The following is a 24,876-nucleotide window of genomic DNA, read 5'->3' as shown; positions in this document are numbered from 1 at the left end:
ATAGACAATTTATACGTGAAAGTCTGTCCCGGTTTGACTGGGGCAGACTTTTTTCGATGCCTTTTTATAACATTGTCCTCTTTTTTTTGTTATATTTGTGCCCACATTATTATATAAGAGTAAAGAATGAAAGAATTTGTAATATCCGAAGCCAAAGTAGAGACAGCAGTACTTGTCGGACTCATCACGCAGACGCAGGATGAGCGTAAGACGAACGAGTATCTGGACGAACTGGCGTTCCTTGCCGAGACGGCTGGGGCGGAAGTAGTGAAACGATTTACACAGAAGTTGCCGACAGCCCATTCGGTGACCTATGTAGGAAAAGGAAAACTGGAGGAGATCAGACAATATATCCGTAACGAAGAGGAAGAAGAACGTGAAGTGGGAATGGTCATCTTTGATGATGAGCTTTCCGCGAAACAACTTCGTAATATAGAAGCCGAACTGAAAGTGAAGATACTGGACCGTACTTCGCTGATTCTCGATATATTTGCCATGCGTGCCCAGACTGCCAACGCGAAGACGCAGGTGGAACTGGCACAGTATAAATATATGTTGCCACGTCTGCAAAGACTCTGGACTCACTTGGAACGCCAGGGTGGTGGTTCCGGTGCCGGTGGTGGTAAAGGTTCCGTGGGACTTCGTGGCCCGGGTGAAACGCAGCTCGAAATGGACCGTCGTATCATCCTGAACCGTATGTCATTGCTGAAAGAACGTCTGGCGGAAATAGACAAGCAGAAAGCTACCCAGCGTAAGAACCGCGGACGTATGATACGTGTCGCACTGGTTGGTTATACCAATGTGGGTAAATCGACCATAATGAATCTATTGGCAAAGAGTGAAGTGTTTGCGGAAAACAAGCTGTTCGCTACGTTGGATACCACTGTACGTAAGGTGATAATTGATAATCTTCCGTTTCTGTTATCAGATACGGTAGGATTTATCCGTAAGTTGCCTACCGACCTGGTTGAATCTTTTAAATCTACCCTGGATGAAGTTCGCGAAGCGGACTTGTTGGTGCACGTGGTAGATATCTCACACCCCGGATTTGAAGAACAGATTGAGGTGGTGAACAAGACGCTGGCCGAAATTGACGGTGCCGGCAAACCTATGATACTTGTATTTAATAAAATAGACGCCTACACCTACGTGGAAAAAGCGTCGGACGACCTTACCCCCCGAACAAAGGAAAACTTAACACTCGAAGAACTGATGAAGACGTGGATGGCAAAGATGGAAGACAACTGCCTTTTTATTTCCGCCCGCGAACGAATCAATATGGACGAACTGAAAGATGTAGTTTACCGACGGGTGAAAGAATTGCACGTTCAGAAATATCCCTATAACGATTTTCTTTATCAGACCTACGAAGAAGAGGAAGAATAATTAATCAATGTGCTGCTTTGCTAATTGGGGGAAGGCAGCACATTACTATATTTATTTATATGAAAGACTATCGTAGATTGACTGAAGATGAAGTGCTTCAGTTGAAGAGCCAGTCGTGTCTGGCCGATGATTGGGGAAATGTTTTGGTAGCCGATGGATTTAATTGTGAGTATGTCCATCACACCCGTTTTTCGGGAGAAGTGAAGCTAGGGGTATTTGAAGCAGAATTCACACTGCGGGGAGGCATTAAGAAACATTCGGGATTGCGCCATGTGACGCTGCACAATGTGACAGTAGGGGATAACTGCTGCATTGAGAATATCCAGAATTACATCGCAAATTATGAGATTGGCAGTGATACCTTTATCGAAAATGTAGACATCATCCTGGTGGATGGGCTGACTACTTTCGGCAACGGGATAGAAGTGGCGGTTCTCAACGAAACCGGGGGACGTGAGGTCTTGATAAATGACAAACTGTCTGCACATCAGGCGTATATACTTGCGCTGTACCGCCATCGTCCCGAACTGATCAGCCGCATGAAGTCGATTGCGGATTATTATTCCAACAAACATGCATCTGCCGTTGGCAGTATTGGTAATCATGTGATGATTCTCAATACAGGCTCCATCAGGAATGTCCGGATTGGCGATTATTGCCATATCTGCGGAACCAACCGACTGTCCAATGGCAGTGTTAATAGTAACGTGACAGCCCCTGTGTATATAGGACATGGTGTGATTTGCGACGATTTTATAATCTCATCCGGTTCACGGGTAGATGATGGCACCATGTTGAGCCGTTGCTTTGTGGGGCAGTCCTGTAAATTGGGACATAACTATTCCGCTTCCGATTCCTTGTTCTTTAGTAATTGCCAGGGAGAGAACGGAGAAGCATGCGCCATCTTTGCAGGTCCTTTCACCGTGACGCACCACAAATCTACGTTGCTGATTGCCGGAATGTTCTCGTTTATGAATGCAGGTTCGGGTTCCAATCAGAGTAACCATATGTATAAGCTAGGTCCCATTCATCAGGGAACGATGGAAAGGGGAGCGAAAACGACTTCCGATTCATACATCCTGTGGCCGGCACGTGTCGGGGCTTTTTCCCTTGTAATGGGACGCCATGTCAATCATGCCGATACATCCAATCTTCCTTTCTCCTATCTGATAGAGCAACGGAATACGACTTATCTGGTTCCGGGCGTTAATCTGAGAAGTGTCGGTACTATCCGTGATGCCCAGAAATGGCCGAAGCGTGATAAACGGCAAGACCCGAACCGGCTGGATTACATCAATTACAACCTTTTGAGTCCCTATACCATTCAGAAGATGTTCAAAGGACGTTCTATCCTGAAAGAACTGAGACGGGTATCCGGTGAAACATCCGAAATCTATTCTTATCAGAGCGCTAAAATTAGGAACTCTTCCTTGAATAACGGTATCCGTTTTTATGAAATAGCTATTCATAAATTTCTGGGTAATTCAATCATTAAGCGATTGGAAGGCATTAACTTCCAAAGTAATGAAGAAATCCGTCAACGTCTGAAACCGGATACGGAGATAGGAATCGGTGAATGGGTGGACGTGTCAGGGTTAATTGCTCCAAAGAGCGAAATAGACCGTTTGCTGGATGGCATTGAGAATGGTGCTATCAATCGTTTGAAGTCAATCAATGCCTGCTTTGCGGAGATGCACGAGAATTATTACACCTACGAATGGACATGGGCTTACAATAAGATTCAGGAATTCTATGGCTTGAATCCGGAGACAATTACGGCACAGGATGTGATTTGTATCGTGAAATCCTGGCAAGAAGCCGTAGTCGGACTGGATAAGATGGTATATGAGGACGCAAAGAAGGAATTCTCACTGTCCTCCATGACCGGATTTGGTGCCGACGGCTCTCACGACGAGATGAAGCAGGACTTCGAACAAGTGCGCGGAGATTTCGAAAGTAATACATTCGTGACGGCAGTGTTGAAACATATTGAAGAAAAAACAGCTCTTGGAAATGAACTGATTAAACGTATCGAAAAGATTGAATAACGGCAAACGACAATAACTATAACGCATAAAAAACAAGTAGGCAATAAATAGGAATTTCATTTATTAGCCTGCTTGTTTTTTTATGCGTTACAATGCTTTATTTCTCAATTTTTAATTCTCAATTCTCAATTTATCATTACCTTTGCCACACTAACTAACATTACGTAATAAAATAAGAGACTTATGGCAACACCTCCGTTTAAGTATCAGCCCATGTTTGAAAAGGGAAAAGATACAACTGAGTATTATCTGCTTACAAAAGACTATGTGTCAGTAAGCGAGTTTGAAGGAAATCCTATCCTGAAAATTGAGAAAGAAGGTTTGACTGCGATGGCTAACGCAGCTTTTCGTGATGTATCATTCATGCTCCGCCGTTCGCACAACGAACAAGTTGCTAAGATTCTGAGTGATCCCGAAGCAAGTGAAAACGACAAGTATGTGGCATTGACTTTCTTGCGTAATGCGGAAGTTGCTTCAAAGGGGATACTTCCTTTCTGCCAAGATACGGGTACTGCTATCATTCACGGTGAAAAAGGCCAGCAGGTATGGACCGGTTATTCTGACGAAGAAGCTCTCTCGCTGGGTGTCTATAAGACATATACTGAAGAGAACTTGCGTTACTCTCAGAATGCACCTCTGAATATGTATGATGAGGTAAATACAAAATGCAACCTTCCCGCTCAGATTGACATCGAAGCTACCGAAGGCATGGAGTATGAATTCCTTTGCGTTACAAAGGGTGGTGGTTCCGCCAACAAAACCTATCTGTATCAGGAAACAAAAGCTATCCTGAATCCGGGTACACTGGTTCCGTTCCTTGTTGAAAAAATGAAAACATTAGGAACAGCCGCTTGTCCTCCCTATCATATCGCTTTCGTTATCGGTGGTACTTCTGCTGAAAAGAATCTGCTGACAGTGAAACTGGCTTCTACTCATTTCTATGATAACCTGCCTACAACAGGAAACGAATATGGTCGTGCATTCCGTGATGTCGAACTGGAAAAAGAAGTATTGGCAGAAGCTCACAAGATTGGTCTTGGCGCACAATTCGGCGGTAAATATCTGGCTCATGATGTTCGCATCATCCGTTTGCCTCGTCATGGTGCTTCTTGCCCGGTAGGTTTGGGCGTATCTTGCTCTGCCGACCGTAACATCAAATGTAAAATCAACAAGGAAGGTATCTGGATTGAGAAACTGGATTCAAATCCGGGCGAACTTATTCCGGCAGAATTGCGTAAGGCAGGAGAAGGCGATGTCGTAAAAATCGACTTGAACCGTCCGATGGCTGAAATTCTGAAAGAACTGACTAAATACCCGGTATCCACTCGTCTGTCATTGAACGGAACGATTATCGTAGGTCGTGACATCGCACATGCCAAACTGAAAGAACGTTTGGACCGTGGTGAAGACCTGCCTCAATATGTCAAAGATCATCCTATTTACTATGCAGGTCCGGCAAAAACACCGGAAGGCATGGCTTGTGGTTCTATGGGCCCGACTACTGCAGGACGTATGGATTCCTATGTAGAGTTATTCCAAAGTCATGGCGGCAGCATGGTTATGTTGGCAAAAGGTAACCGCAGTCAGCAAGTAACGGATGCTTGTAAGAAATATGGTGGTTTCTATTTGGGTTCTATCGGTGGTCCGGCTGCTATTCTTGCTCAGAATAACATCAAGAGCATTGAATGTGTGGAATATCCGGAACTGGGTATGGAAGCTATCTGGAAGATTGAAGTAGAAAACTTCCCTGCATTCATCCTGGTAGATGATAAAGGCAACGACTTCTTCAAACAGTTGAAACCCTGGAATTGCACTAAATAATTAGTCGATAATTCCATTTATATAAAACGATTCATTTAAGGGATACCTGTCATTTATTTATATGGGTATCCCTTTTTTACTAACTTCTCCTTTCTGCTACTAACTATTATGAAACCACCGACAATCGAACTGTCTAATCAAAAGAACCAACATATCGTATGGCTGGATGTTGTACGCCTTATCGCAATGTTTACAGTTGTTTGCTGCCATTGCACCGATCCTTTTAATTTTTATCCGGGCACTGCTCCCAATATCGGGGAAATCAAATTATGGGGAGCTATTTATGGATCTGTTCTCCGTCCCTGTGTACCCTTGTTTGTGATGATAACGGGTGCCTTGCTTTTACCTGTCCGGGGTGATACTTCCACTTTTTATAAGAAACGTATTACCCGTGTCCTGTATCCGTTCTTAATCTGGTCTGTTATCTACAATCTTTTTCCCTGGATAACGGGCGTATTGGGGTTGGAGCCTAAGGTTATTCTTGATTTCTTTCCTTATGCCGGCGAGGAAGTGATGCAGCAATCCTTTTCGGTGGCTGTGCAGTATATCCTGGCAATTCCTTTCAACTTCTCAGTATTGGCAGTGCATATGTGGTATATTTATCTGCTTATCGGGCTTTATCTTTATTTGCCCATATTCTCGGCATGGGTGGAAAAGGCTTCGCAGCGTGCTAAACTTATGTTTCTGCTGGCTTGGGGCGTGACCTTGCTTCTGCCTTATTATTATCAGTTTGTTTCTCCTTACTTGTGGGGCTCTTGCTCATGGAATTCTTTCGGAATGTTGTATGCATTTGCCGGATTCAACGGATATTTATTATTAGGGCATTATCTGAAAGACCTCGACTGGAGTTTAAAGAAAACATTGTTAATCGGTATTCCGATGTTTGCAGTTGGTTATGTTGTGACGTTCTTCGGTTTCCGTCATATGACGGCTTTGCCGGATTGTACAGATGAAATGTTGGAGCTTTTCTTTACTTACTGCTCTCTTAATGTGGTAATGATGACCATTCCTGTATTTATGTTGGCTAAAAAAGTCAATGTCCGTTCGGAGAGAATACGGAAAGCATTAGCAGATTTGACCGTGTGTGGTTTCGGAGTTTATATGATACATTATTTCTTTACCGGTCCGTCTGTGGTATTAATGAGGGCTCTTAATGTACCTATTCCTTTGCAGATTCCGATTGCTGCAATAGTTGCGTTTGCTGCTTCCTGGTTGATAGTACATTGGGTGAACCGCATTGGCAAACCTGCAAAATATATAATGGGATAAATCAGGCACGGATTACACGGATTTCACGGTTTTTAGCTGTGCTGTATCTTAAACCGTGAAATCCGTGTAATCCGTGCCTAAAAATGTGAATGATAAAGTCTTATTCTTCCAGATACTTCGTAATCTTTCCACTAATCTGTAACAAGGAAATCTCACAAAGTTTGGTATTATATTCTGCAGAGAGGATACGTTCTTCTGCATCCAGCAAGCTCTTTTGCGCTTCACGCACTTCAAATCCTGACAAGTCTCCCTGGATATAACGGTCCATGGCAATATCATGGTTATCTTTGGCAGTTATAAGATTCTGTCGTTCCAGATTCAACAATTGAAGATTGTTGCGATAAGCCTGCCATAAATTGCTGAGGTCGGAGCGAAGTGCCAGTTCAAGGTTCTGCCGTTCCAGGCGTCTGTTTTTAAAAGAAAGAGTCGCATTACGCTTTTCGCGGCGGCGATTTCCGTCGAATATATTAAATCCGACAGTTACTCCGGCATTGAACCCCAGGTTGCCCCTTCTACTGGTAGCGTTAATGTCATATTTATTAAAGGTATATCCGTATCCGGTATTCAATTTGAGATAGGGATAGTTGCGTGAGTTTATCTTTTTATAATCCAGTTGTGCCAACGTGGTGTTTTGGTCAGCTCTTAACAAAGAAGCATTCGTCGACAACGTAGAATTCCATAAATCTTCGAACTTTAGATTGCTGTGTACATCAATGGTAGAATCTTTGATGATAATAACTTGATTGACATTATTATTAGCCATCAATTCATTCAACTGGATACGTGAAGAGTGCAGTAACTCCTGTTGTTTTATGTACTGGGCGCTATCTGCATTGAAGTCAACCTTTGCCTGCTGATAATCCAATCCCGAAAACTTACCGACAAGGTGGCTCGCTTCCGCGATACGCAGACGCTCTTTAGAGAGTGACATTGCGTAATGAAAGTTTTTCAGACGAATCTTCTGCTGAATAAAGTTGTAGTACTCCGATGTCAGGTCGGCAATAAAGTCCTCGATAGCGATGCGGGTGTTGGTTTCTCCCTGTCGCTCCAACTCTTTCAACTGTTTGTAAGTCGTACTGATATTGAATCCGTCAAAGATAGTCCAGTTAAGGTTGAGACCGACGTTGACCGTTTGGTCATATACTCCGTTGTTCTTGGTTATTTCTCCGGTAGCACGAGCTTTGCTTTCAATATTATCCAAGTTTCCGGCATATCCGGCGGAGAAGTCCAAAGTCGGCAAATAACCTGCATTTCCCAATGTCGCATTGTTCTTGCTGATTTGCTCTTCATTATGGACGATACGCAAAGAATAATTATTTTGTAATCCTTCTTCCAGGCACTCTTTCAAGGTAAGCACCTGTTGTGCCTTTACAGTAGAAACTGATAAGAAGACACATGAGGTGACGATGTATATGATACGTTTCATACGAATATCTTTCTGTTTCATTCTCCTAGTTTTTTGATTCGGTTTGTCGAAATATAACTGTAAATAGCCGGTACAATATACATGGTGAGCAATGTGGATACTACCATACCGCCGACTACCGCCGTACCCATGGCAATACGTTGATTGCAACCTTCTCCGGTGGCAAATGCCAGTGGAATAAGTCCCAGAACCGTAGAAGCACTTGTCATCAGAATCGGTCGGAGACGTTGCAGTGCGGCATCTTTGATGGCACTCATCTTGTCCTCTCCGGCTTCCTGTTTCTGATTGGCGAATTCTACAATCAAAATACCGTTCTTCGCCACCAGGCCAATCAGCATGATAATACCAATCTGGCTAAAGATATTCATTGTAATATCGGTGAAATACATGAATACCAACGCTCCGGCAATAGCCAGCGGCACTGTCAACATGATAATCAGCGGGTCTTTGAAACTTTCGAACTGTGCTGCCAAAATTAAGTAAATCAGAAGAATAGCCAAGATAAAGGCAAACATCAAGCTGGAAGAACTTTCCCGGTACTCCTTGGAATCACCCGAGAGAGCGGTACGGAATGTGTCATCCAATGTTTCCTTCGCTATCTTATCCATTTCGTCCAAACCTTGCCCGATTGTTTTTCCATCAGCCAATCCTGCTGAAATAGTTGCCGATACAAAACGGTTGTAACGATACAATTTGGGAGGTGCAATACCACTTTCTAATTCAATGAGGTTATCCAATTGTATCATATCCCCGTTATTGCTGCGGATATAAATGGCTTTTAGGTCAGCCGGTTTATTTCTCTGTTGGCGATTGATTTCACCAAGGATTTCATATTGTTTTCCGTTCATGTAGAAATATCCCATACGCTGTCCGCTCAATCCGTATTGCAAGGTTTGAGCAATGTTCTTGGTACTTACTCCCATGATACTGGCCTTGTCACGGTTAATCTGAATACGGGCTTCCGGTTTACTGAACTTCAAGTCAACGTCCGCCATCTGAAAGACCGGATTCTCGTACACCTTAGCCATAAACTTAGGTAATACCTCTTCCAGTTTTTCCAGGTTAGTGGCCTGAAGTACATATTGGACAGGCATACTTCCACGGCGTCCGCCGAAAGAAGATTGCTGCTGTACGAACGAGCGTGCCATTGTCTTTTTCTGTACAGCTTTCGAGATTTTCTCGGCAACATCCATCTGCGTATAATCACGGTCCTTCATATCTTTCAAAGTGATACGCACATTTCCGCTACCACTGGACACACGGGCAGTAACAGCTTCTGCATCAGGAAGAATGGAGTCTACAAGTTGATTGATGTCTTCCGTATAATCCCGTATATACTCATAAGTCACCCCTTCAGCGCCACGTGTGCTGATACTGATTTGCGAACGGTCTTCAAGAGGAGCCATTTCCGCCGGAACCACATTCCAAAGGATGCCGATAAGACACATTGTGATGAGCGTGAAGGGAAGTGCAATCCATCGTTTCCGCAGGAAAGCAGCCAGTGAACGGCTGTATAGCCGGTTCATACCTTCAAAGAAAGGCTCTGTTTTCGCATAGAACCAACTTTGTTTTTCCCGTTTTATAAGCAGTTTTGTTGCCAGCATCGGTGTGAAAGTCAGTGCGGCAAACGAAGAAATGATAACCGAACCGGAGATTACGATACTGAATTCCCGGAAAAGTCGTCCCGTCATTCCATCCATAAAGACAATAGGGAAGAATACGGCAACCAATGTGATAGTCGTTGAGATAACGGCAAAGAAAATCTCTTTTGCTCCTTCTATTCCCGCTTCTTTCGGACTCATTCCTTTTTCTATACGGATATAGATATTCTCCGTCATAACGATAGCGTCATCTACCACTAGCCCTACGGACAATACGATGGCAAGCATCGAAAGCACATTGATAGAGAATCCTGCCAGATACATGACAAAGAACGCACCGATTAGGGAGACAGGAATTACAATACAAGGTACCAATGTGACACGCCAGTCGCGGAGGAAAAGGAAAATGATGATGATAACGAGTATAAATGCTTCATATACAGTAGACTTCACCTCATTGATAGACGCACGGATAAACTTGGTATTATCAAAACCATAGTTATAATGTACATCTTCCGGCAAGTCTTTCTTCATTTGCTCCATGCGCTGATATACAGCATTTGCAATTTCGATATGATTGGCTCCCGGTTGCGGGATGACTACCACACCCACCATCGGCACACCGTTCATCTTCATGTAGCTTTTGATATCGGCAGGACCCAGTTCGGCACGCCCGATATCACTGAAACGTACGATACGGTTGTTCGCTTCCTTGATAATCAAATCATTGAATTCATCTGCGGTGTGCATCAATCCTAATGTACGAATCGTGAGTTCGGTTGTGTTTCCTTCGATACTGCCTGAAGGAAGTTCCACATTCTCATTATCTACTGCATTCTTAACGTCGATAGGAGTAATTCCGTAACCTGCCATCTTTACAGGGTCTAGCCAGAGGCGCATGGAAAAACGTTTCTCTCCCCAGATAGATACACTACTAACGTCGGAAATAGTCTGCAACTGTTCCTTGACAGTCAGATCGGCGATTTCACTCAATTCCAATAGGGTGCGCTTGTCGCTTTGAAGGGCAACCATCAAGATAGGCATGGCATCTGCGTCAGCTTTAGATACGGTAGGCGGGTCACAGTCTCGCGGCAAATAACGTTGTGCACGCGAAACCTTGTCACGCACGTCATTGGCAGCCGTTTCCAGGTCGACAGACAATTCAAATTCTACCGTGATACGGCTTTGTCCCTGTTGGCTGACACTGGACAAAGAGCGGATGCCCGGAATACCATTGATATTCTGTTCCAACGGTTCGGTAATCTGGTTCTCGATAACGTCGGCATTGGCTCCCGGGTAGGAGCAGCTGACGGAAATAATCGGATTATCCACTGATGGATATTCGCGGACACCCAAATAGTTGTATCCGATGAATCCGAAGAGTAGGATAATGATTGTCAGTACGGTAGCTAATACCGGGCGGCGTATGCTTAATTCGGATATATTCATGAGGCGCTGGTATTAATCAATATTGTCAAGTGTCACAGCGAGTCCGGTGCGGAGCTGTAATGTTCCCGAAGTGATAATGGTATCTCCCATGTGCAATCCTCTTATCACTTGTACTTCGGATGCGGTGCGGATGCCGGTGGTAATATCTACCGGTTCGGCTTTTCCTGATTTATACAGGTAGACTTTATCTTTACCCATTTCCGGTACAATCGCTTCTGTCGGGATAGCGATGGCATTCTTTATCTCGTCTTTTTTCAATAATACACTAGCATAACGGCCGGGAAGCAGGATGTGATTAACATTGGGATAGAGCGCACGTGCCGTAAACTGGTGCAAGTTAGGGTCAATAGATGATTCTACGGCATAAACCTGTGCACCGAAAGCATCCAGGTTTCCTTCAACGCTGAAGTTCAGGTTAGTCCCTTTTTTAATCTGTTTGGCGTAGCGTTCCGGTACGGAAAATTCTACTTTTAATGGAGCTATTTTAGTCAGCTTGGCAACAACCGTGGTAGGGGAGGCGTATGTACCGACACTGACTTGGCGAAGTCCGATAACCCCATCGAACGGGGCGCGAAGCTCAGTCAATTCAATATTGGTCTTGATTATTTCTATGTCAGCATTCAGGGTGGCTAAATCCGTCTTAACCTGTTCGTAGGCTTCCTTACTGACAGCATCCCGCTTCAATAACGCATCTTGGCGAAACACACGATCTTCCGCCAGCTTCAATTGCGAAACGAGACGTTGCAATTGTGCCTGCAACTGCCGGTCATTCACTTTGGCAAGTAACTGACCTTTTTTCACCGGTGTACCTTCGTTAAAATTGATTTCGACGATCTTTCCGGAAGTCTCGAAAGATAAATCCACTTCTTCATCGGGCAGAAGTACACCTGTGGTTGTAAATTCATCTGTCAGGGATTGTGGCTTTATGACTTTAGCGTTCACATTCAAAATCTGCCTTCCCTTTTTCTTATTGCCACCCATCACCTTTTCGGCAGCAGCTAGTTCGTCGTTCTCTTTTGGTAATTGTGAGTAGATTCCTCCACCAATGATACCGGCACCGACAAGAATAATGATGCCCCATTTAGTTTTCTTATTCATGGTTTAGTATAGTATATAGCTATTGAATAATTATTCTTTCGTTGATTAGACTCCGCATTTTTGAAATGGTTTAATCTTAAAATGTTTTTTCATGGAAATAAAAGTAAAGAAATGAAAATGATTATGTAAAAAGAGCCCGGCAATCTACCGGGCTCGAATAAAAAAGAATCTGATACCTTAAATTATTAACTAAAAAACAATTGGGGGATTGTGTCAAGTTATTACCATCCCGGATTTTGCGGCAATAATTGGGGGTTGCGCTGCAATTCACCTGTGGCTATTGGATATAAATACATTTTGTCGTCCCATTTGCGGCTTTTTCCCTCTTGATAGGAGAGGTCGTCATTGGTATAGTTGGGATATACAATTGCATATTTTCCGTTGGATAGTTTCTTGCCGACATATGTCATTACATTATCCAGTAAATGACCGGCCTTCCAGCGGCGCAGGTCGTCAAAACGGAAACCTTCTCCTGCCAGTTCTACGCGGCGTTCGCGGCGTATTTCCTGTAATATGGGAGAAAGGGTGTATCCGTAGTCAGGCCAATTGGGATCTGTAAATCCTACTTCTATTTTCAAGTGTGGCATCCCTGCGCGGTCGCGTAATTCATTGATGGTATTGTCCAAATCATCCTGGGTTAATGTCTTAAGCTCTGCTTTGGCTTCGGCGTTGATTAATAATGTTTCTGCATAACGATAAGCGATGCCGTCTGTAAATTCAACATAATAGCCTGATGGCAAGTCGGGGATATACCCCTTAATAGTATGGTAGCCGGTCAGGTGGAATTTGTCTACATAATTGTCATCATAATTAGCTTTTTCCTTCTCTTCGTCTGTCAGGTATGCATCGTTTTTGATGAGTTGGGAGAAACGAGGGTCACGACCCGCCATTTCTTCTGCGATGGTATTGTCTGTTGTGGGTTGGGTGGTCACTCCTTTAGGAAGTCCGTCGTCATATAAAATACAGTCTACGAAGTCTTTAGAGAAGCCGGCATTGGCTTCCAAGGTACCGTGGCTCATATTGTGCATACGTTTGTCTTCTATATAATCAATATATAGAATAGCTTCCTTCAGATTACTTTTGTCATCCATCGTGAAAAGATTGTGATAGTCGCTTTCGGGATGGCCGGTATTATATATTTCATATTTTCCGGAAATGATGAGAGCATTGGATGCTTCAACTGCCTGCTGCAACAATCCGTCGGCTTCACTTGTATACTTCAGTTCTGTATGATATTTGTAATAAGTACCTTCGTGCAGACAAATGCGCGCTTTCACATGGCGGGCAATGTCTTTGTTCAAGCGGTTTGCTTCTTCGCTGCCGGCCTCAGGAAGCCACCGGATGGCGAAGTCAAGGTCTTCAATGATTTTTTTTGCCACTTCATTGCGTGCAGTCTTCGGCCCATAGAGTTCTTCGCTGTCTACATTTAAGTCTTTATCCAGCCAGGGGACATCTCCCAACGTCTTTATTTTATCAAAATATAGCAAAGCACGGAAAAAACGTATCTCACCCACATATGTGTTGATTTCCGCTTCAGTGCCTTGGGCGTTCTGATAGTGAGTCATAAAGTAGTTGAGATTTCGTATCGTCGACCAATTGGACTGGCTCCATGCTCCGCCTTCCGTCGGTACTGTATACTGTCCCCACAGGAAAGTGTTAATACTGTTTGGAACCTGTGTGTCACTGTTCGTGTCGTCCAGATTGCTGACTCCGGCAGGTATCAGGCCGTAAAAACCGTTGGCATACGTTTTGAGGTCATTTGCGGTAGACCAGAAAGTTTGGTCATTCAGGCTTTGCGGAGCCCTTTCGAGGAAGGCGTCATTACAACCCGTTGTCAACAAGGCTGTAGACATATAAATCATATATTTCAGTTTCATAATATTCTATCGTTTTAAGATTAAAATGTGACATTAATACCGACAGATAATGATTTCTGCTGTGGGTACTTATACGGGTTGTCCAATTCGGGGTCGAATCCTTCGGGGGTATGTTTGAATGTCAACAAGTTTTCACCACTGAAGTAAATGCGGCATTTCTGGATTCCCCATTGTTGTGTCAGTGTTTGTGGTATGGTATAGCCCACTGATACTGACTTAAGGCGGAGATAGGCGGCGTTAAGTAGATAACGTGTCTGATTTTGTCCAAGAGCGGAACCGCCGTTAAAGCGTGCGACGGGGTAATATGCGCTGGTATTGTCCTCGCGCCAGTAGTCTTGTGCGGCAGCCACCGGGACTTGCCACTGGCTGCCATACTGCCATTTGAATGTGGCAGGCAGCATCAGGTCACGTTTGCCTACACCTTGGAAGAAGATGCCGAAATCAACCCCTTTCCAGTCGGCCGAGATATTGAAACCATAGCGGAAACGTGCTTTGTTATTACCGATAATTTTCATATCACCGGGATTGTCTACTGTGTTCTCACCGTTATTTATTACGTTATCATCATTTTGGTTGATGAATTTGATGTCACCCGGTACTTTTTTGATGCCGCCATCCAGTTTTGACTGGTCGGGAGCTGCGTCTATTTCGGCTTGTGATTGGAATAATGTAGATTCGTATCCCCAAATGTCACCCAATATCTGGCCTTCATAATAAGAACTGGAAAGAGACTTCGTCGGATTGTCAAACTTGGTGATTTCGGCTTGTGTATCAGATAAGTTGAAGCTTGCGCTATAATGGAAGCCATTCTCCAGCCTGTCATTCCAGGAGAGGGAAAGTTCCCAACCTCTGGTCACCATATCTGCCGCATTTTCTTCCGGTTCACTTGTACCAAGAACACCGGGCAGCACTTTGCCGGCTCCCAGCATGCCTGTGGTAGAACGTTGGTAGTAGTCGAAAGTTCCCTGCAGGCGGTTGTTCAGGATAGCGAAATCAAGACCCAAATCCCACTGGGTAACTTTCTCCCAAGTGATGGAGGTACTTACCAGGCCGCCGGGAGATACATACTGGTTCTGTGCGCCGCCCATAATATAGCTCATTGTTCCGGTGCCGTAGGTGGACAGATAAGAATGCCAGCCATTGTCCAGTGCTTGATTGGCAAGGCTACCGTATGAACCTCTGATTTTCAGTTCGTCAAAGAAACCGTTGGTCGGGTTCTTGAACCAGCTTTCTTCTGAAAGTTTCCAGCCTACTGAGAAAGAGGGATTAAATACGGCACGGTCATTTTTCGGGAATTTTGAGGAGAGGTCGTAACGTCCGTTCAGTTCCAATAAGTAACGGTCTGCATACGTATAATTGACACGGAAGAATCCGCTTCTTGTAGCCCAACTATCATCAGAGTTGCCGACATATTTTTCACCTGTAGCCGAGCCCATGGAAGGGAGATCGTTTGATATCAGTTTCTCACGCTGGGCATAGAAGCTGCGTGTATGCTTGGTTTCCTGGTTGTAACCTGCCATCACTTTGAAGTAGTGCTTGCCGAAAGTACGTTCATAGTCGCCGAAGAAATTGAATGCGTTGTAGGTATCGTTGTTTTGTCCTTCATATACACCGTTCGGTTTGGAATATTGGAACACTTGCAGGAAATTCCCGTCTACACCATATTCATTAAAGGATTTGATGTGGTTTTTATTGTGCTCGGCATAATAGTTGAAGGTGTAGTCCATGTTGATAGTCATGCCTTTCAATGGTGTCAATTTTAATGCCAGTGTATTCCAAAAGTCGTTCTTGGTCGTTTTGCGTGACCCCATTTCGTCCAGTACGGCTGCAAAGTTGGTGTAGTTGCCCTGTCCTGCCCAGTTTCCGTCGGGATGTTTTACGGGCATTAGGGGTTGGGTGTCGTTACCAATCCATGCTTCGCCATGTACACCGTCTTGTACAATACCCGATAATTCAGTACGGATATAGCTCGTTTTCATAGATATATTCAGCCAGTTGTTTATGTCGTAGTTGATGTTGTTCACCATGTTGAACTTGCGGAATCCTTCGTCGCCGTGACGCAGCAGTGAGCCTTGGTCGGTGTATCCTACTGAGGTATAATAAGTGGCTTTATCGCTACCACCGCTGATGTTCACGTTATATTGCTGTAACGGGTAGCTTTTCTTGTACATTTCTTTCATCCAGTCCGTGTTGCCGCAGTAGGCGTATTTGCCTGCCTGGCAGTTTCCATACTGCCAACTGTTCGGGTCTGTGGTGACGAATACCGGAGAATTGTTCGCGGGATCATTGAAATAAGCCGTGATATGTTCCATTTCATCGGCGCTGAAAAGGTCACGGCCGTTAGTCAGGTTGTTGGCTGCGTTCATCCAGTTGGCATATTCCATGGAGTTCATGTAGCTGGGACGTGTGGTCGGGCTGTTGAATGATATAGAAGCATCAAGTGATACTTGGGTCGGCATATTCTTTTTACCGGTTTTAGTGGTAATCAAAATTACACCATAGGCAGCACGTGCTCCATAGATAGAAGCGGAAGCGGCATCTTTCAAAACGGATACACTGGCAACGTCCTGCGGATTAATTAAGTTGGGATCCATTTCTACTCCGTCCACTAATACCAACGGGCTACCACCATTAATGGACGTTTCACCACGGACGTTGTAGGTGGAACCTTTACCCGGCTGTCCGCTGGTAGTGATGTTCAGGTTGGGAATCGTTCCCTGCAGTCCTTGTCCGAGGTTAATAATCGGGCGGTCTTCCAGTACTTTACTGTCAACGGCAGAAACGGCACCTGTCAAGTTGGCTTTTTTTACCGTGGCATAACCGACAACGACTACTTCATCCAGTTTCTTACTGTCTTCCACCAGTGTCACTTTGATAGGTTTGCCTGTGTAGGTGATTTCTTGCATGATGTATCCGATATAAGTTATTTGGATTACATCTCCTTTTTTCACTCCGTCCAAAGAAAACTTCCCGTCCATGTCGGTAATGGTACCGTTTGTCGTACCTTTTTGCATGATTGTTGCCCCGATGACGGGACCGGAAGTATCCGTGACTGTTCCTGTTACTCTCTCTTGCACCATTTCAGGGCTTGAAACTTCCATCCCGGTTTTAGCTTGCAAGGTGGCGGGGAGCCCCAATACACCTATTACTAAAAACATGGAGACTTGTCTCGTGATTTTTTTCATAATAATTAAATTTTTAGTTGACATTCAGGTTTACTTATATAAACTATTTTCTACTTTGTTCTGATTGTTGTATATTGTTATAGTTCTAACAGAACTTGGTATGATACTGACAGGTTTGTAATTTTATTTGCAATTACTTTGTCGATTGGAAGAAGAATGTGTGCATTTTTTATCTCAAAGCACGGCGTAAATAAAGAATTATGAAAAAAAAGATATATTTCTGTTGCTTTTTGCAAAAAGAATATATACTTTTGTTCCGTTATGGTATTCTAAAGTGGAATAAATGACAAATATGTATAGAGGTATAAAACAGTTCATGTCTTGTAATGTTGTTTTTGATAAAAGACGATGAAATGATAACCAAGTTCTGTTAGTACTTGTATACGTTTTTTGAAGTCTTTCTAATGTTTGAGTATGTCATAGAGGGATATTCGGACTTTTCTTCTAAAAGTAAAATATCTGGAACTTATTTTTATGGAGTATGAAAGGTAATCATGGAATATATTTCCGTGATTGAAAGATAATATGTGGTAGAAACAGATTAGTAAGCAGCCCTGTATTTGCCTTCCTCTTTATCTTCCAACATATTCAGATAAGAGGTGTAGCGTGATTCGCTTATCAGGTGTTCTTCTACTGCCTTGCGTACAGCACATCCCGGTTCGTGGCGATGAGTGCAGTTATTGTATTTGCAGTCAGCAGAAATCTTGAATATTTCGGGAAAATAATGTCCGATTTCTTCCTCTTCCATATCAAATGTACCGAAGCCTTTGACACCCGGCGTATCAATGATATATCCGTTTCCGTCTACAGGAAACATTTCAGAGAAAGTAGTGGTATGCATTCCCTTATTATGATAAGAAGAAATTTCACCGGTTTTTGTTTCTATGCCCGGCAGTATGGCATTGATAAGCGTAGATTTTCCTACTCCCGAATGACCGGCGAATAAAGTAATCTGACCTTCCAGAGCCTTTTTGATTTCGTCTACCCCGTCACCATTTTTTGCGGAAACCTTGAAACAGGGATATCCGATATGTGTATATAGATTGATAAGTGCGTCCAGATAGCGGAGTTCGTCCTCATTGTACGCATCCACCTTGTTGAACACCAGTTTGACGGGAACCCGATAAGCTTCTGCCGATGCCAGAAAACGGTCGATGAAGATAGTGGAAGTTTCGGGATAGTTGACGGTTGCCACCAGCATACATTGGTCGAGATTAGCGGCAAGAATATGAGATTGTTTGGAAAGATTGGAAGAACGACGTACGATGTAGTTCTTCCTATCTTCTATTTCGTTGATAAAAGCCGTGCCTTCCTGATTGAGTATAATCTGAACACGATCGCCCACCGCTACCGGGTTGGTACTACGGATCCCTTTGAGTCGGAAATTACCTTTGATTTTACATTCAACAAATTGTCCGTCATCGGTCTTTACCTGATACCAGCTACCTGTGTTTTTGATTACTAATCCGTGCACGCTTCTCTCCTTATTTTTTTAGACAGTCATTATTTCTTTGTCCTTTTCAGCCAGCATATCATCTATCTGTTTGATATACTTATCATGGATTTTTTGCAGTTTGGCTTCCGCATTCTTCTGCTCGTCTTCTGCCAATCCATCTTTTACGGCTTTCTTCAGCATATCGATACCGTCACGGCGGGCGTTGCGCACACTTACTTTAGCTGTTTCGCCTTCGGCTTTACACTGTTTTGCCAGTTGTTTACGGCGTTCTTCCGTCAGAGGAGGGATACCGATACGGATTACTTCACCGTTGTTTTCGGGCATAATGCCGAGATCGGAGTCGATAATTGCTTTTTCGATGATACGGAACATACCTTTGTCCCAAGGTTTGATGGTGATGCTGCGTGCATCGGGAGTAGTTAGGGCTGCTACATTGCTGATAGGAACCATGCTTCCGTAAGAGTCTACACGGATACCGTCCAACAGTCGGGTACTCGCTTTTCCGGCGCGGATATGTGCCAGTGCTTCTTCCAGATACATGATGGCCATATCCATTTTTTCTTGTGCATTGTCAAGGCAAGTCTTTACGTCTACCATATTTTTCGATAATTAAAGTTGCTATTCGATTGATTAATTAGCAAAAGTATATTATTTTTTGTTCATCTGCAACAGCATTCCCATCTTTTTTATGAGCGACTTTCCTATGATAATTAGGGTAACGGCAGTGATAATCATTAAAATACCTACCATTAACCGGGGCGTAATTTTTTCGTGAAATAAAAGAACGCCGAAAAACAAAGCCGTTACAGGTTCCAAAGCTCCTAAGATAGCCGTTGGTGTGGAGCCTATGTAATGGATGGCCAGGGCTGTACAGACCAGTGATACGGCAGTAGGCAGAATGGCCAGTGACAGTACGTCCGCCCAAAGCCAGGCGGATGGAATAACCTGCAGTTCTGTGCAAAAGTTCAGGCGGACGATATAAACCGAGAGTCCGAACAGGATAGCATAAAACGTAAGTTTTGTTGTCGGCAGGTTTTTCAATGTCGAACGATTTACACCTACTATATATATAGCATAGGAGAGTGAGGATAACAGTACAAAGATTATGCCTATGGTAGACAGCGGCTTGTCACCGTCTCCCTGATAAAGTAAAGCGATGCCCGAGAGTGCCAGCAAGATCGAGAAAACGGTAATCGCGGAAATCTTCTCTTTGAAAAATGCTCCCATAATGACAGCTACCATCACCGGATAGACAAACAGAATGGTAGAAGCAATTCCGGCGTCCATATAGTTATAGCTCATAAACAGCAGCAGTGATGAAAAAGAGAACAACAATCCCATGATGACTAATGGCAGAATATCCGCCTTTCGGAGAGCAAAAGACTGGCGTTGCATCTTCATCAGAATGGCGAGCACTATGGCGGCAAAAAAGTAACGATAGAATAAAACCGTATCGACACTCATACCGGCTGCATAGAGCGGAAGTGCAAAAAGTGGATTCATGCCGTAACTTGCGGCGGCAATTGCTCCATAGATAAAACCTTTGGTCTTGTTGGTCATTGTCTTTAGCTCTTTTAAAATGGCGTGCAAAAGTACGCAGTTCGTTAATGATAAACAAGCGTTTAGGGCGTTGATAGTATAATTTAATCTTTCGTATGCTAAAAACTATTGTTCCGCCTGCATAGAATTGATTTAGCTTATGCATAGATTTATTCGTCTGACTATAGTTATTCTTTCGTCCGACTATAGTATAACTTTCGTCTAACTATAGTCAGACGAAAAGTAAACTATAGTCAGACGATTAGAATTATGTATGTTCGAAGATAATTCTATGTAGTCGGCAGGATAGTTTTCAGGCGGGTAAAAGGTTACTATATACAAGAAAGAAGTTATTCTTAGTTAGTGCCGACTTTCTGAAAGTTTCCGTTTACTTGTTTTTTTCCTCAGAACAAATATATCGCTATATTTGTCTTGAACTAATAAACAGGGGAGAGTATTATAAAAGCCAATTTATCATGTGACTTTATTTAATACTTCTCCCCATCATTAATAAAAAATATGGGGAACTTTATTTCTTTTATGAAAGAAGTAGCCGATGGGCTACAAAAGAGTGGGAATTTTGGTACTGCTCACATTTATAGGAGCAGTATGAATGCTGTTATTGCATTCAATGGTAGTGGGAATCTTTCTTTTCGGAAAGTAACACAGGCTTTTCTTAAGAAATACGAGTCGTATTTGCGGGAGAAGAATTGCAGTTGGAATACCGTGTCTACTTACCTGCGTACATTGCGTGCTGTATATAACCGTGCGGTTGATCGACATTTGGCTCCTTATGTGCCACATCATTTCCGCTATGTTTATACAGGAACGCGTGTCGACCGTAAGCGTGCTTTGGAAAAGGAGGATATGGGGCTGTTGATGACAAAGATTCCTGTAGGAAATTATTCGGAAAATAGCGACTTGCAGCGTACGCGTGCGCTATTCTTTTTGATGTTTTTGCTTCGCGGTATGCCGTTTGTAGATCTTGCTTATTTAAAAAAGCATGATATTGATGGGAACGTTTTGACTTATCGCCGTAGAAAAACCGGTCGTTTACTGACCGTAACCCTTACGTCGGAAGCTATGAAGTTGATAGAACGGTATATGAATACAGATTCTTCTTCTCCTTATCTTTTCTCGTTAATTACCAGTGCTGAAGGAACGGAAGCCGCATATAAGGAATATCAGCTGGCATTGCGAAACTTTAATTATCAGTTAACCATTTTAAAAGAGGTGCTTGGGTTGAATACAGATATAAGTTCGTATACCGCTCGCCATACATGGGCTACAATGGCTTATTATTGCGAAGTACATCCAGGTGTTATTTCAGAGGCAATGGGACATTCGTCTATCACTGTGACAGAAACCTATCTGAAACCTTTCAAAAATAAGAAGATTGATGAAGCTAATGTAAAAGTGATTTCTTCACTGGGAAATCTATATAAAACAAGTAAGTTGCTGAATAATAGGTCTGTTACTTTGTAGGTAACGGGAATAAATATCGGTGCAAATATGAGCATATTTCTTAAAACAACCAAACTAAATCAAACATTTTTTCTAATAAACTACTCAAAAGCGGAACTAAGACAGATAAAACACGTGGATTCTTTGTATTAGGGCTTTGTTAACTTCTAAATATTGCAAAAGATTTCCCTCCCCTCTGCCGCTTGTCAGAAGCAGGGGTTAAATTATTTCCATTCCTTATTTATTAAGTATACCCTGCAGACACTACTGTTAGGGGATCAATGTGTTTTCCCGTTACCTACAAAGTAACGGGAGTAGAACTATTAATACGGAAAAGAACTATGAATAATAGAACCAAATTTTTTATTTATTAATTGTATAACATTTAATTTACTTTTATGAGAAAATGGACGTATTTAGTCGCAGCCTTGCTTATGGCAGGTACGACAGCTACATTCACAGGATGTATTGACACCGATGAACCGGAAGGCATCACCAATCTGAGGGGGGCGAAGTCTGAGTTGATTAAGGCACAGGCAACAGTAGAGTTAGTGGAAGTCGAAATGCAGAAAGCAAAGGTTGCTAATCAGGAGTTACTGAATAAAGCACAGGAGCTTGCTAATCAGAAAGCAGAGTATGACAATCAGTTGAAAGCATTGGAAGTGAAGCTGAAGGAGCTTGAAGTTGAGTTGAAACAGGCTACGAATGAAGCAGAAAAAGTAAGAATTGAAGCAGAAATAGCTGAATCGAAGAAAAGAAAAGCCGATGCGGAAAACAACATGGCTTTGGCTGCAGAGAAATTCAGAAAGGATATGCTGGCTGCTCAGGAAGCAACAGCAAGAGCTCAAGCTTCTTATGATTTAGCTATGGAAGAGATTGAACTTGCTAAGTTGACATTGAGTGATAAAGAACAGCAACAGGTTCAAACTGCACAAGAGTTCTTAGCTTCTACAACTAGTACAATGAATGATAAGTATGATGTCTTAAGGATTGCTCAAACTAATTATTATAATGCATTGGTTGATCCTAGTCAGCCTACATTGGCTGGCTTACAGGCGGCTTTGAAGAGAGCTCAGATTGATGTAGAGAAAGCTGAAATTGTATTGAATGAACAGAATAATATGTTGGCTCTCGCAGAAGACTTTGATGCTGCTTCATGGGACGCTAAAATAAAGGAATTAGATAAAAAAATTACTGAATATAAGAGTGAACAGAGTAAAGCACTTTATAAAGTAGAAGAAACTAAGACTAAGCCTGAATATAAAGCCGCTGAAGATAAAGTCACGGAAAAAAATAAGTTGAAAACCGAGGCCGAAACCGCTTATAATAAAGCTGCTGCTGATTCTGCCAAACAATATGATAATGCTAAGCTTTACCTTAAATCATATAAGTCAGAACCTATAAATGCAGCTTTGAAACAACTGTTTAGTGGAAGTGCAGACTTTTTGTCTTTAAGTGGATATGATTCAAATGCAGGAATCTTTGCTTATACTTTTAATTCTACTGATAGCTATACCCAAAAAGCATACGAAGATGATCTGGATTTAGAGGATGAGACAGCAAGAACAACCCTTCCTTCTACTACATTGAGAACGGTAGAAGCTTGGCAAAAAACAGTGAAGGATTATACTGTTGATCAAAATGGTGTAGAATGGAATGAAGTAAAGTTAGCAGGGCTTGAAGAGAATGCTGATGCGAAAAAGAAAGATTATGATAAAGTGTATGCTTTATGGGAGATATCTGTAAAAGCAGTAAAAGGAACGGCTACATTGGTTCCGACTACTGATTTGAAAAAAGCAACGGATGCATATAATAAATCTTATACAACTCTGGTTAATGCAGTAACTGCATATAATACAGCTTATGATAAAACATATAAGGTGGCTTATGATAAATATGTTACTGATACAAAAAAAATCAAAGAGGACGGTTTTTATATTGCAGGATTGGAAGCGTTATTAGCTGCTGAAAGTTCTTCTGTCAAGGGAGAATATGATGCTTGGAGTGCTGGTAAGAAAGATGCAGAAAAGATAACTAAGCTTGAAGGTTACCTGAAAAACTTTGGCAAAACAGCTGAGATAGCAGGTGAAAAGGCGAAAGCTGCAACCAAAACGACTGAATTTTATGCAATCCCAGCAAATTTGACTGCTTTAGAAAATGGTGCAAAGTCTGCTGGTCAGACTGCTTTATCAAGTAGCGATGATGTGAAGGCTGCACTGGAAGCTTTAGTTAATGCGAATAAGGATATGCAGACACCCCTTGGTAAAGTGACTACTGCTATCGGTGTTTATGAAAATTTAGCTAAAACTCCTTATGGACAGAAATTGGTTAATACGCTAACACTTGACGATCTGACAGGTTCGGGCGCTTTCTATGAAGATGAAAAAGATAAAGACGGAAATCTGACTGGACATAAAAAAGCACTTCGCTCTAATATCTCTGATGACGAGTTTGCTAAGTTAAGTGAAACTAAACTTGATTCCAGTACAGCTGAAGCAGCTCTAAAAACGACTTCCGTTGCTGTATTTGGTAGTGTATTCTCAGATGATAGACTTGTTGAAGTGACTGAAGCAATGGTTCGTGCCTATATTGAACAGAATGGTGGCAATTTGGGTGCTTTTGGCGCATTGGGAGCTATGATGGCTGCTAACGACGATGTGCAACTTTGTAAAGACAAAATAGCTGCCGCAAAACTGATTGAGCCGTTAATTGCTCAGCTTGCTGGTGTGAAAGCTAATTTGGAGAATGAAATTAAGGCTAACACATCTTTAATGAATCCGTTTATTGCAAAGGCAGAGGAGACTCGTATCGCCTTGAAAGATGCCAAGGCAGAAGTGAAGGCGGCAGAGGACGAAAAAGAAGCTTTGACTGCTGCTGATCAAGCGGAGGCTGATAAATTTGGAGTTTTAATTACTGATTATACTACTTTGAAGACTACTGCTCAAAATCAGATTAATGGCATGAATGGCGCAGGAGCTGTTGGTGGTACATCACCTGTAACAGTAGAATCTATTATTGCCTATTGGAAGGGTGAAGTTGCAGACGCGGAAAAAGAAGTTGTGAAAAAGAAAGATGCCGTAGCACTTGCTGAAAAACGTATCGAACTGTTCACTAATCATGAAGATGTTTCTGCTTATGAACTTCAACAAAAGAAATATGCTTTAGATTCCGCACAAGCTGAATATAATAAAGCTAAAGATGTTTATGACATGGCATTTGCTCAACTGGAAGCTTTGCTTGCTGCTTTGACCAAATAA

Annotated in this window: 14 protein-coding genes; 6 read left to right on the top strand and 8 right to left on the bottom strand. The window is 42.7% G+C overall.

Annotation, left to right across the window (positions count from 1 at the left end):
* Window positions 1-126: 126 nt before the first annotated feature.
* The 4 genes from hflX (at window position 127) to BacF7301_RS00560 (ending at window position 6,524) form a co-directional block, all read left to right on the top strand.
* Complete coding sequence (gene hflX / locus BacF7301_RS00575; protein ID WP_167959497.1) at window positions 127-1,386, top strand: GTPase HflX; 1,260 nt, start codon at window positions 127-129, stop codon at window positions 1,384-1,386.
* 59 nt (window positions 1,387-1,445) lie between these two features.
* Complete coding sequence (locus tag BacF7301_RS00570; RefSeq protein WP_167959496.1) at window positions 1,446-3,434, top strand: DUF4954 family protein; 1,989 nt, start codon at window positions 1,446-1,448, stop codon at window positions 3,432-3,434.
* 183 nt (window positions 3,435-3,617) lie between these two features.
* The gene (locus BacF7301_RS00565) at window positions 3,618-5,255 is read left to right on the top strand and encodes a fumarate hydratase (RefSeq protein ID WP_167959495.1); all 1,638 of its coding nucleotides are present in this window, start codon (window positions 3,618-3,620) and stop codon (window positions 5,253-5,255) included.
* A gap of 108 nt (window positions 5,256-5,363) precedes the next feature.
* Entirely contained in the window at window positions 5,364-6,524 is a 1,161-nt protein-coding gene (locus BacF7301_RS00560; RefSeq protein WP_167959494.1) for an acyltransferase, read from the top strand.
* Between the two features lie 100 nt (window positions 6,525-6,624).
* Here the strand turns inward: BacF7301_RS00560 and BacF7301_RS00555 are convergent, their stop codons facing one another.
* The 8 genes from BacF7301_RS00555 to BacF7301_RS00520 all read right to left on the bottom strand — a co-directional run bounded on the left by BacF7301_RS00555 (window position 6,625) and on the right by BacF7301_RS00520 (window position 20,176).
* The gene (locus BacF7301_RS00555; protein WP_209319487.1) at window positions 6,625-7,971 is read right to left on the bottom strand and encodes a TolC family protein; all 1,347 of its coding nucleotides are present in this window, start codon (window positions 7,969-7,971) and stop codon (window positions 6,625-6,627) included.
* Window positions 7,968-11,000: an efflux RND transporter permease subunit gene (locus tag BacF7301_RS00550; RefSeq protein WP_167959493.1), complete on the bottom strand. Its 3,033-nt coding sequence runs from the start codon at window positions 10,998-11,000 to the stop codon at window positions 7,968-7,970. The genes BacF7301_RS00555 and BacF7301_RS00550 overlap by 4 nt, the downstream gene beginning before the upstream one ends.
* Before the next feature lie 12 nt (window positions 11,001-11,012).
* On the bottom strand, window positions 11,013-12,098 hold the full coding sequence (locus BacF7301_RS00545) for an efflux RND transporter periplasmic adaptor subunit (protein WP_167959492.1): 1,086 nt from the start codon (window positions 12,096-12,098) through the stop codon (window positions 11,013-11,015).
* 221 nt (window positions 12,099-12,319) lie between these two features.
* Window positions 12,320-13,975, bottom strand: a complete 1,656-nt coding sequence (locus BacF7301_RS00540; RefSeq protein WP_167959491.1) for a RagB/SusD family nutrient uptake outer membrane protein — start codon at window positions 13,973-13,975, stop codon at window positions 12,320-12,322.
* A gap of 20 nt (window positions 13,976-13,995) precedes the next feature.
* On the bottom strand, window positions 13,996-17,160 hold the full coding sequence (locus BacF7301_RS00535; protein WP_167959490.1) for a SusC/RagA family TonB-linked outer membrane protein: 3,165 nt from the start codon (window positions 17,158-17,160) through the stop codon (window positions 13,996-13,998).
* Window positions 17,161-17,701: 541 nt separating this feature from the next.
* Window positions 17,702-18,634, bottom strand: coding sequence for a ribosome small subunit-dependent GTPase A (gene rsgA / locus BacF7301_RS00530; RefSeq protein WP_167959489.1), 933 nt, complete (start codon window positions 18,632-18,634; stop codon window positions 17,702-17,704).
* Window positions 18,635-18,652: 18 nt separating this feature from the next.
* Window positions 18,653-19,213 carry a ribosome recycling factor gene (gene frr, locus BacF7301_RS00525; protein WP_167959488.1) on the bottom strand — a complete coding sequence of 187 codons (561 nt, stop codon included), beginning with the start codon at window positions 19,211-19,213 and terminating at the stop codon, window positions 18,653-18,655.
* A gap of 51 nt (window positions 19,214-19,264) precedes the next feature.
* Window positions 19,265-20,176 carry a DMT family transporter gene (locus tag BacF7301_RS00520; protein ID WP_167959487.1) on the bottom strand — a complete coding sequence of 304 codons (912 nt, stop codon included), beginning with the start codon at window positions 20,174-20,176 and terminating at the stop codon, window positions 19,265-19,267.
* Window positions 20,177-20,674: 498 nt separating this feature from the next.
* Here BacF7301_RS00520 and BacF7301_RS00515 point away from each other — a divergent pair, with 498 nt between their 5' ends.
* Complete coding sequence (locus tag BacF7301_RS00515; RefSeq protein WP_167959486.1) at window positions 20,675-21,640, top strand: tyrosine-type recombinase/integrase; 966 nt, start codon at window positions 20,675-20,677, stop codon at window positions 21,638-21,640.
* 377 nt (window positions 21,641-22,017) lie between these two features.
* Window positions 22,018-24,876 carry a BT1927 family outer membrane S-layer protein gene (locus BacF7301_RS00510; protein WP_209319486.1) on the top strand — a complete coding sequence of 953 codons (2,859 nt, stop codon included), beginning with the start codon at window positions 22,018-22,020 and terminating at the stop codon, window positions 24,874-24,876.

It is taken from the genome of Bacteroides faecium, assembly GCF_012113595.1.
Taxonomy (GTDB): domain Bacteria; phylum Bacteroidota; class Bacteroidia; order Bacteroidales; family Bacteroidaceae; genus Bacteroides; species Bacteroides faecium.
Note: the sequence above shows the minus strand (reverse complement) of the source record. Positions and strands in the feature narration are given on the sequence as shown.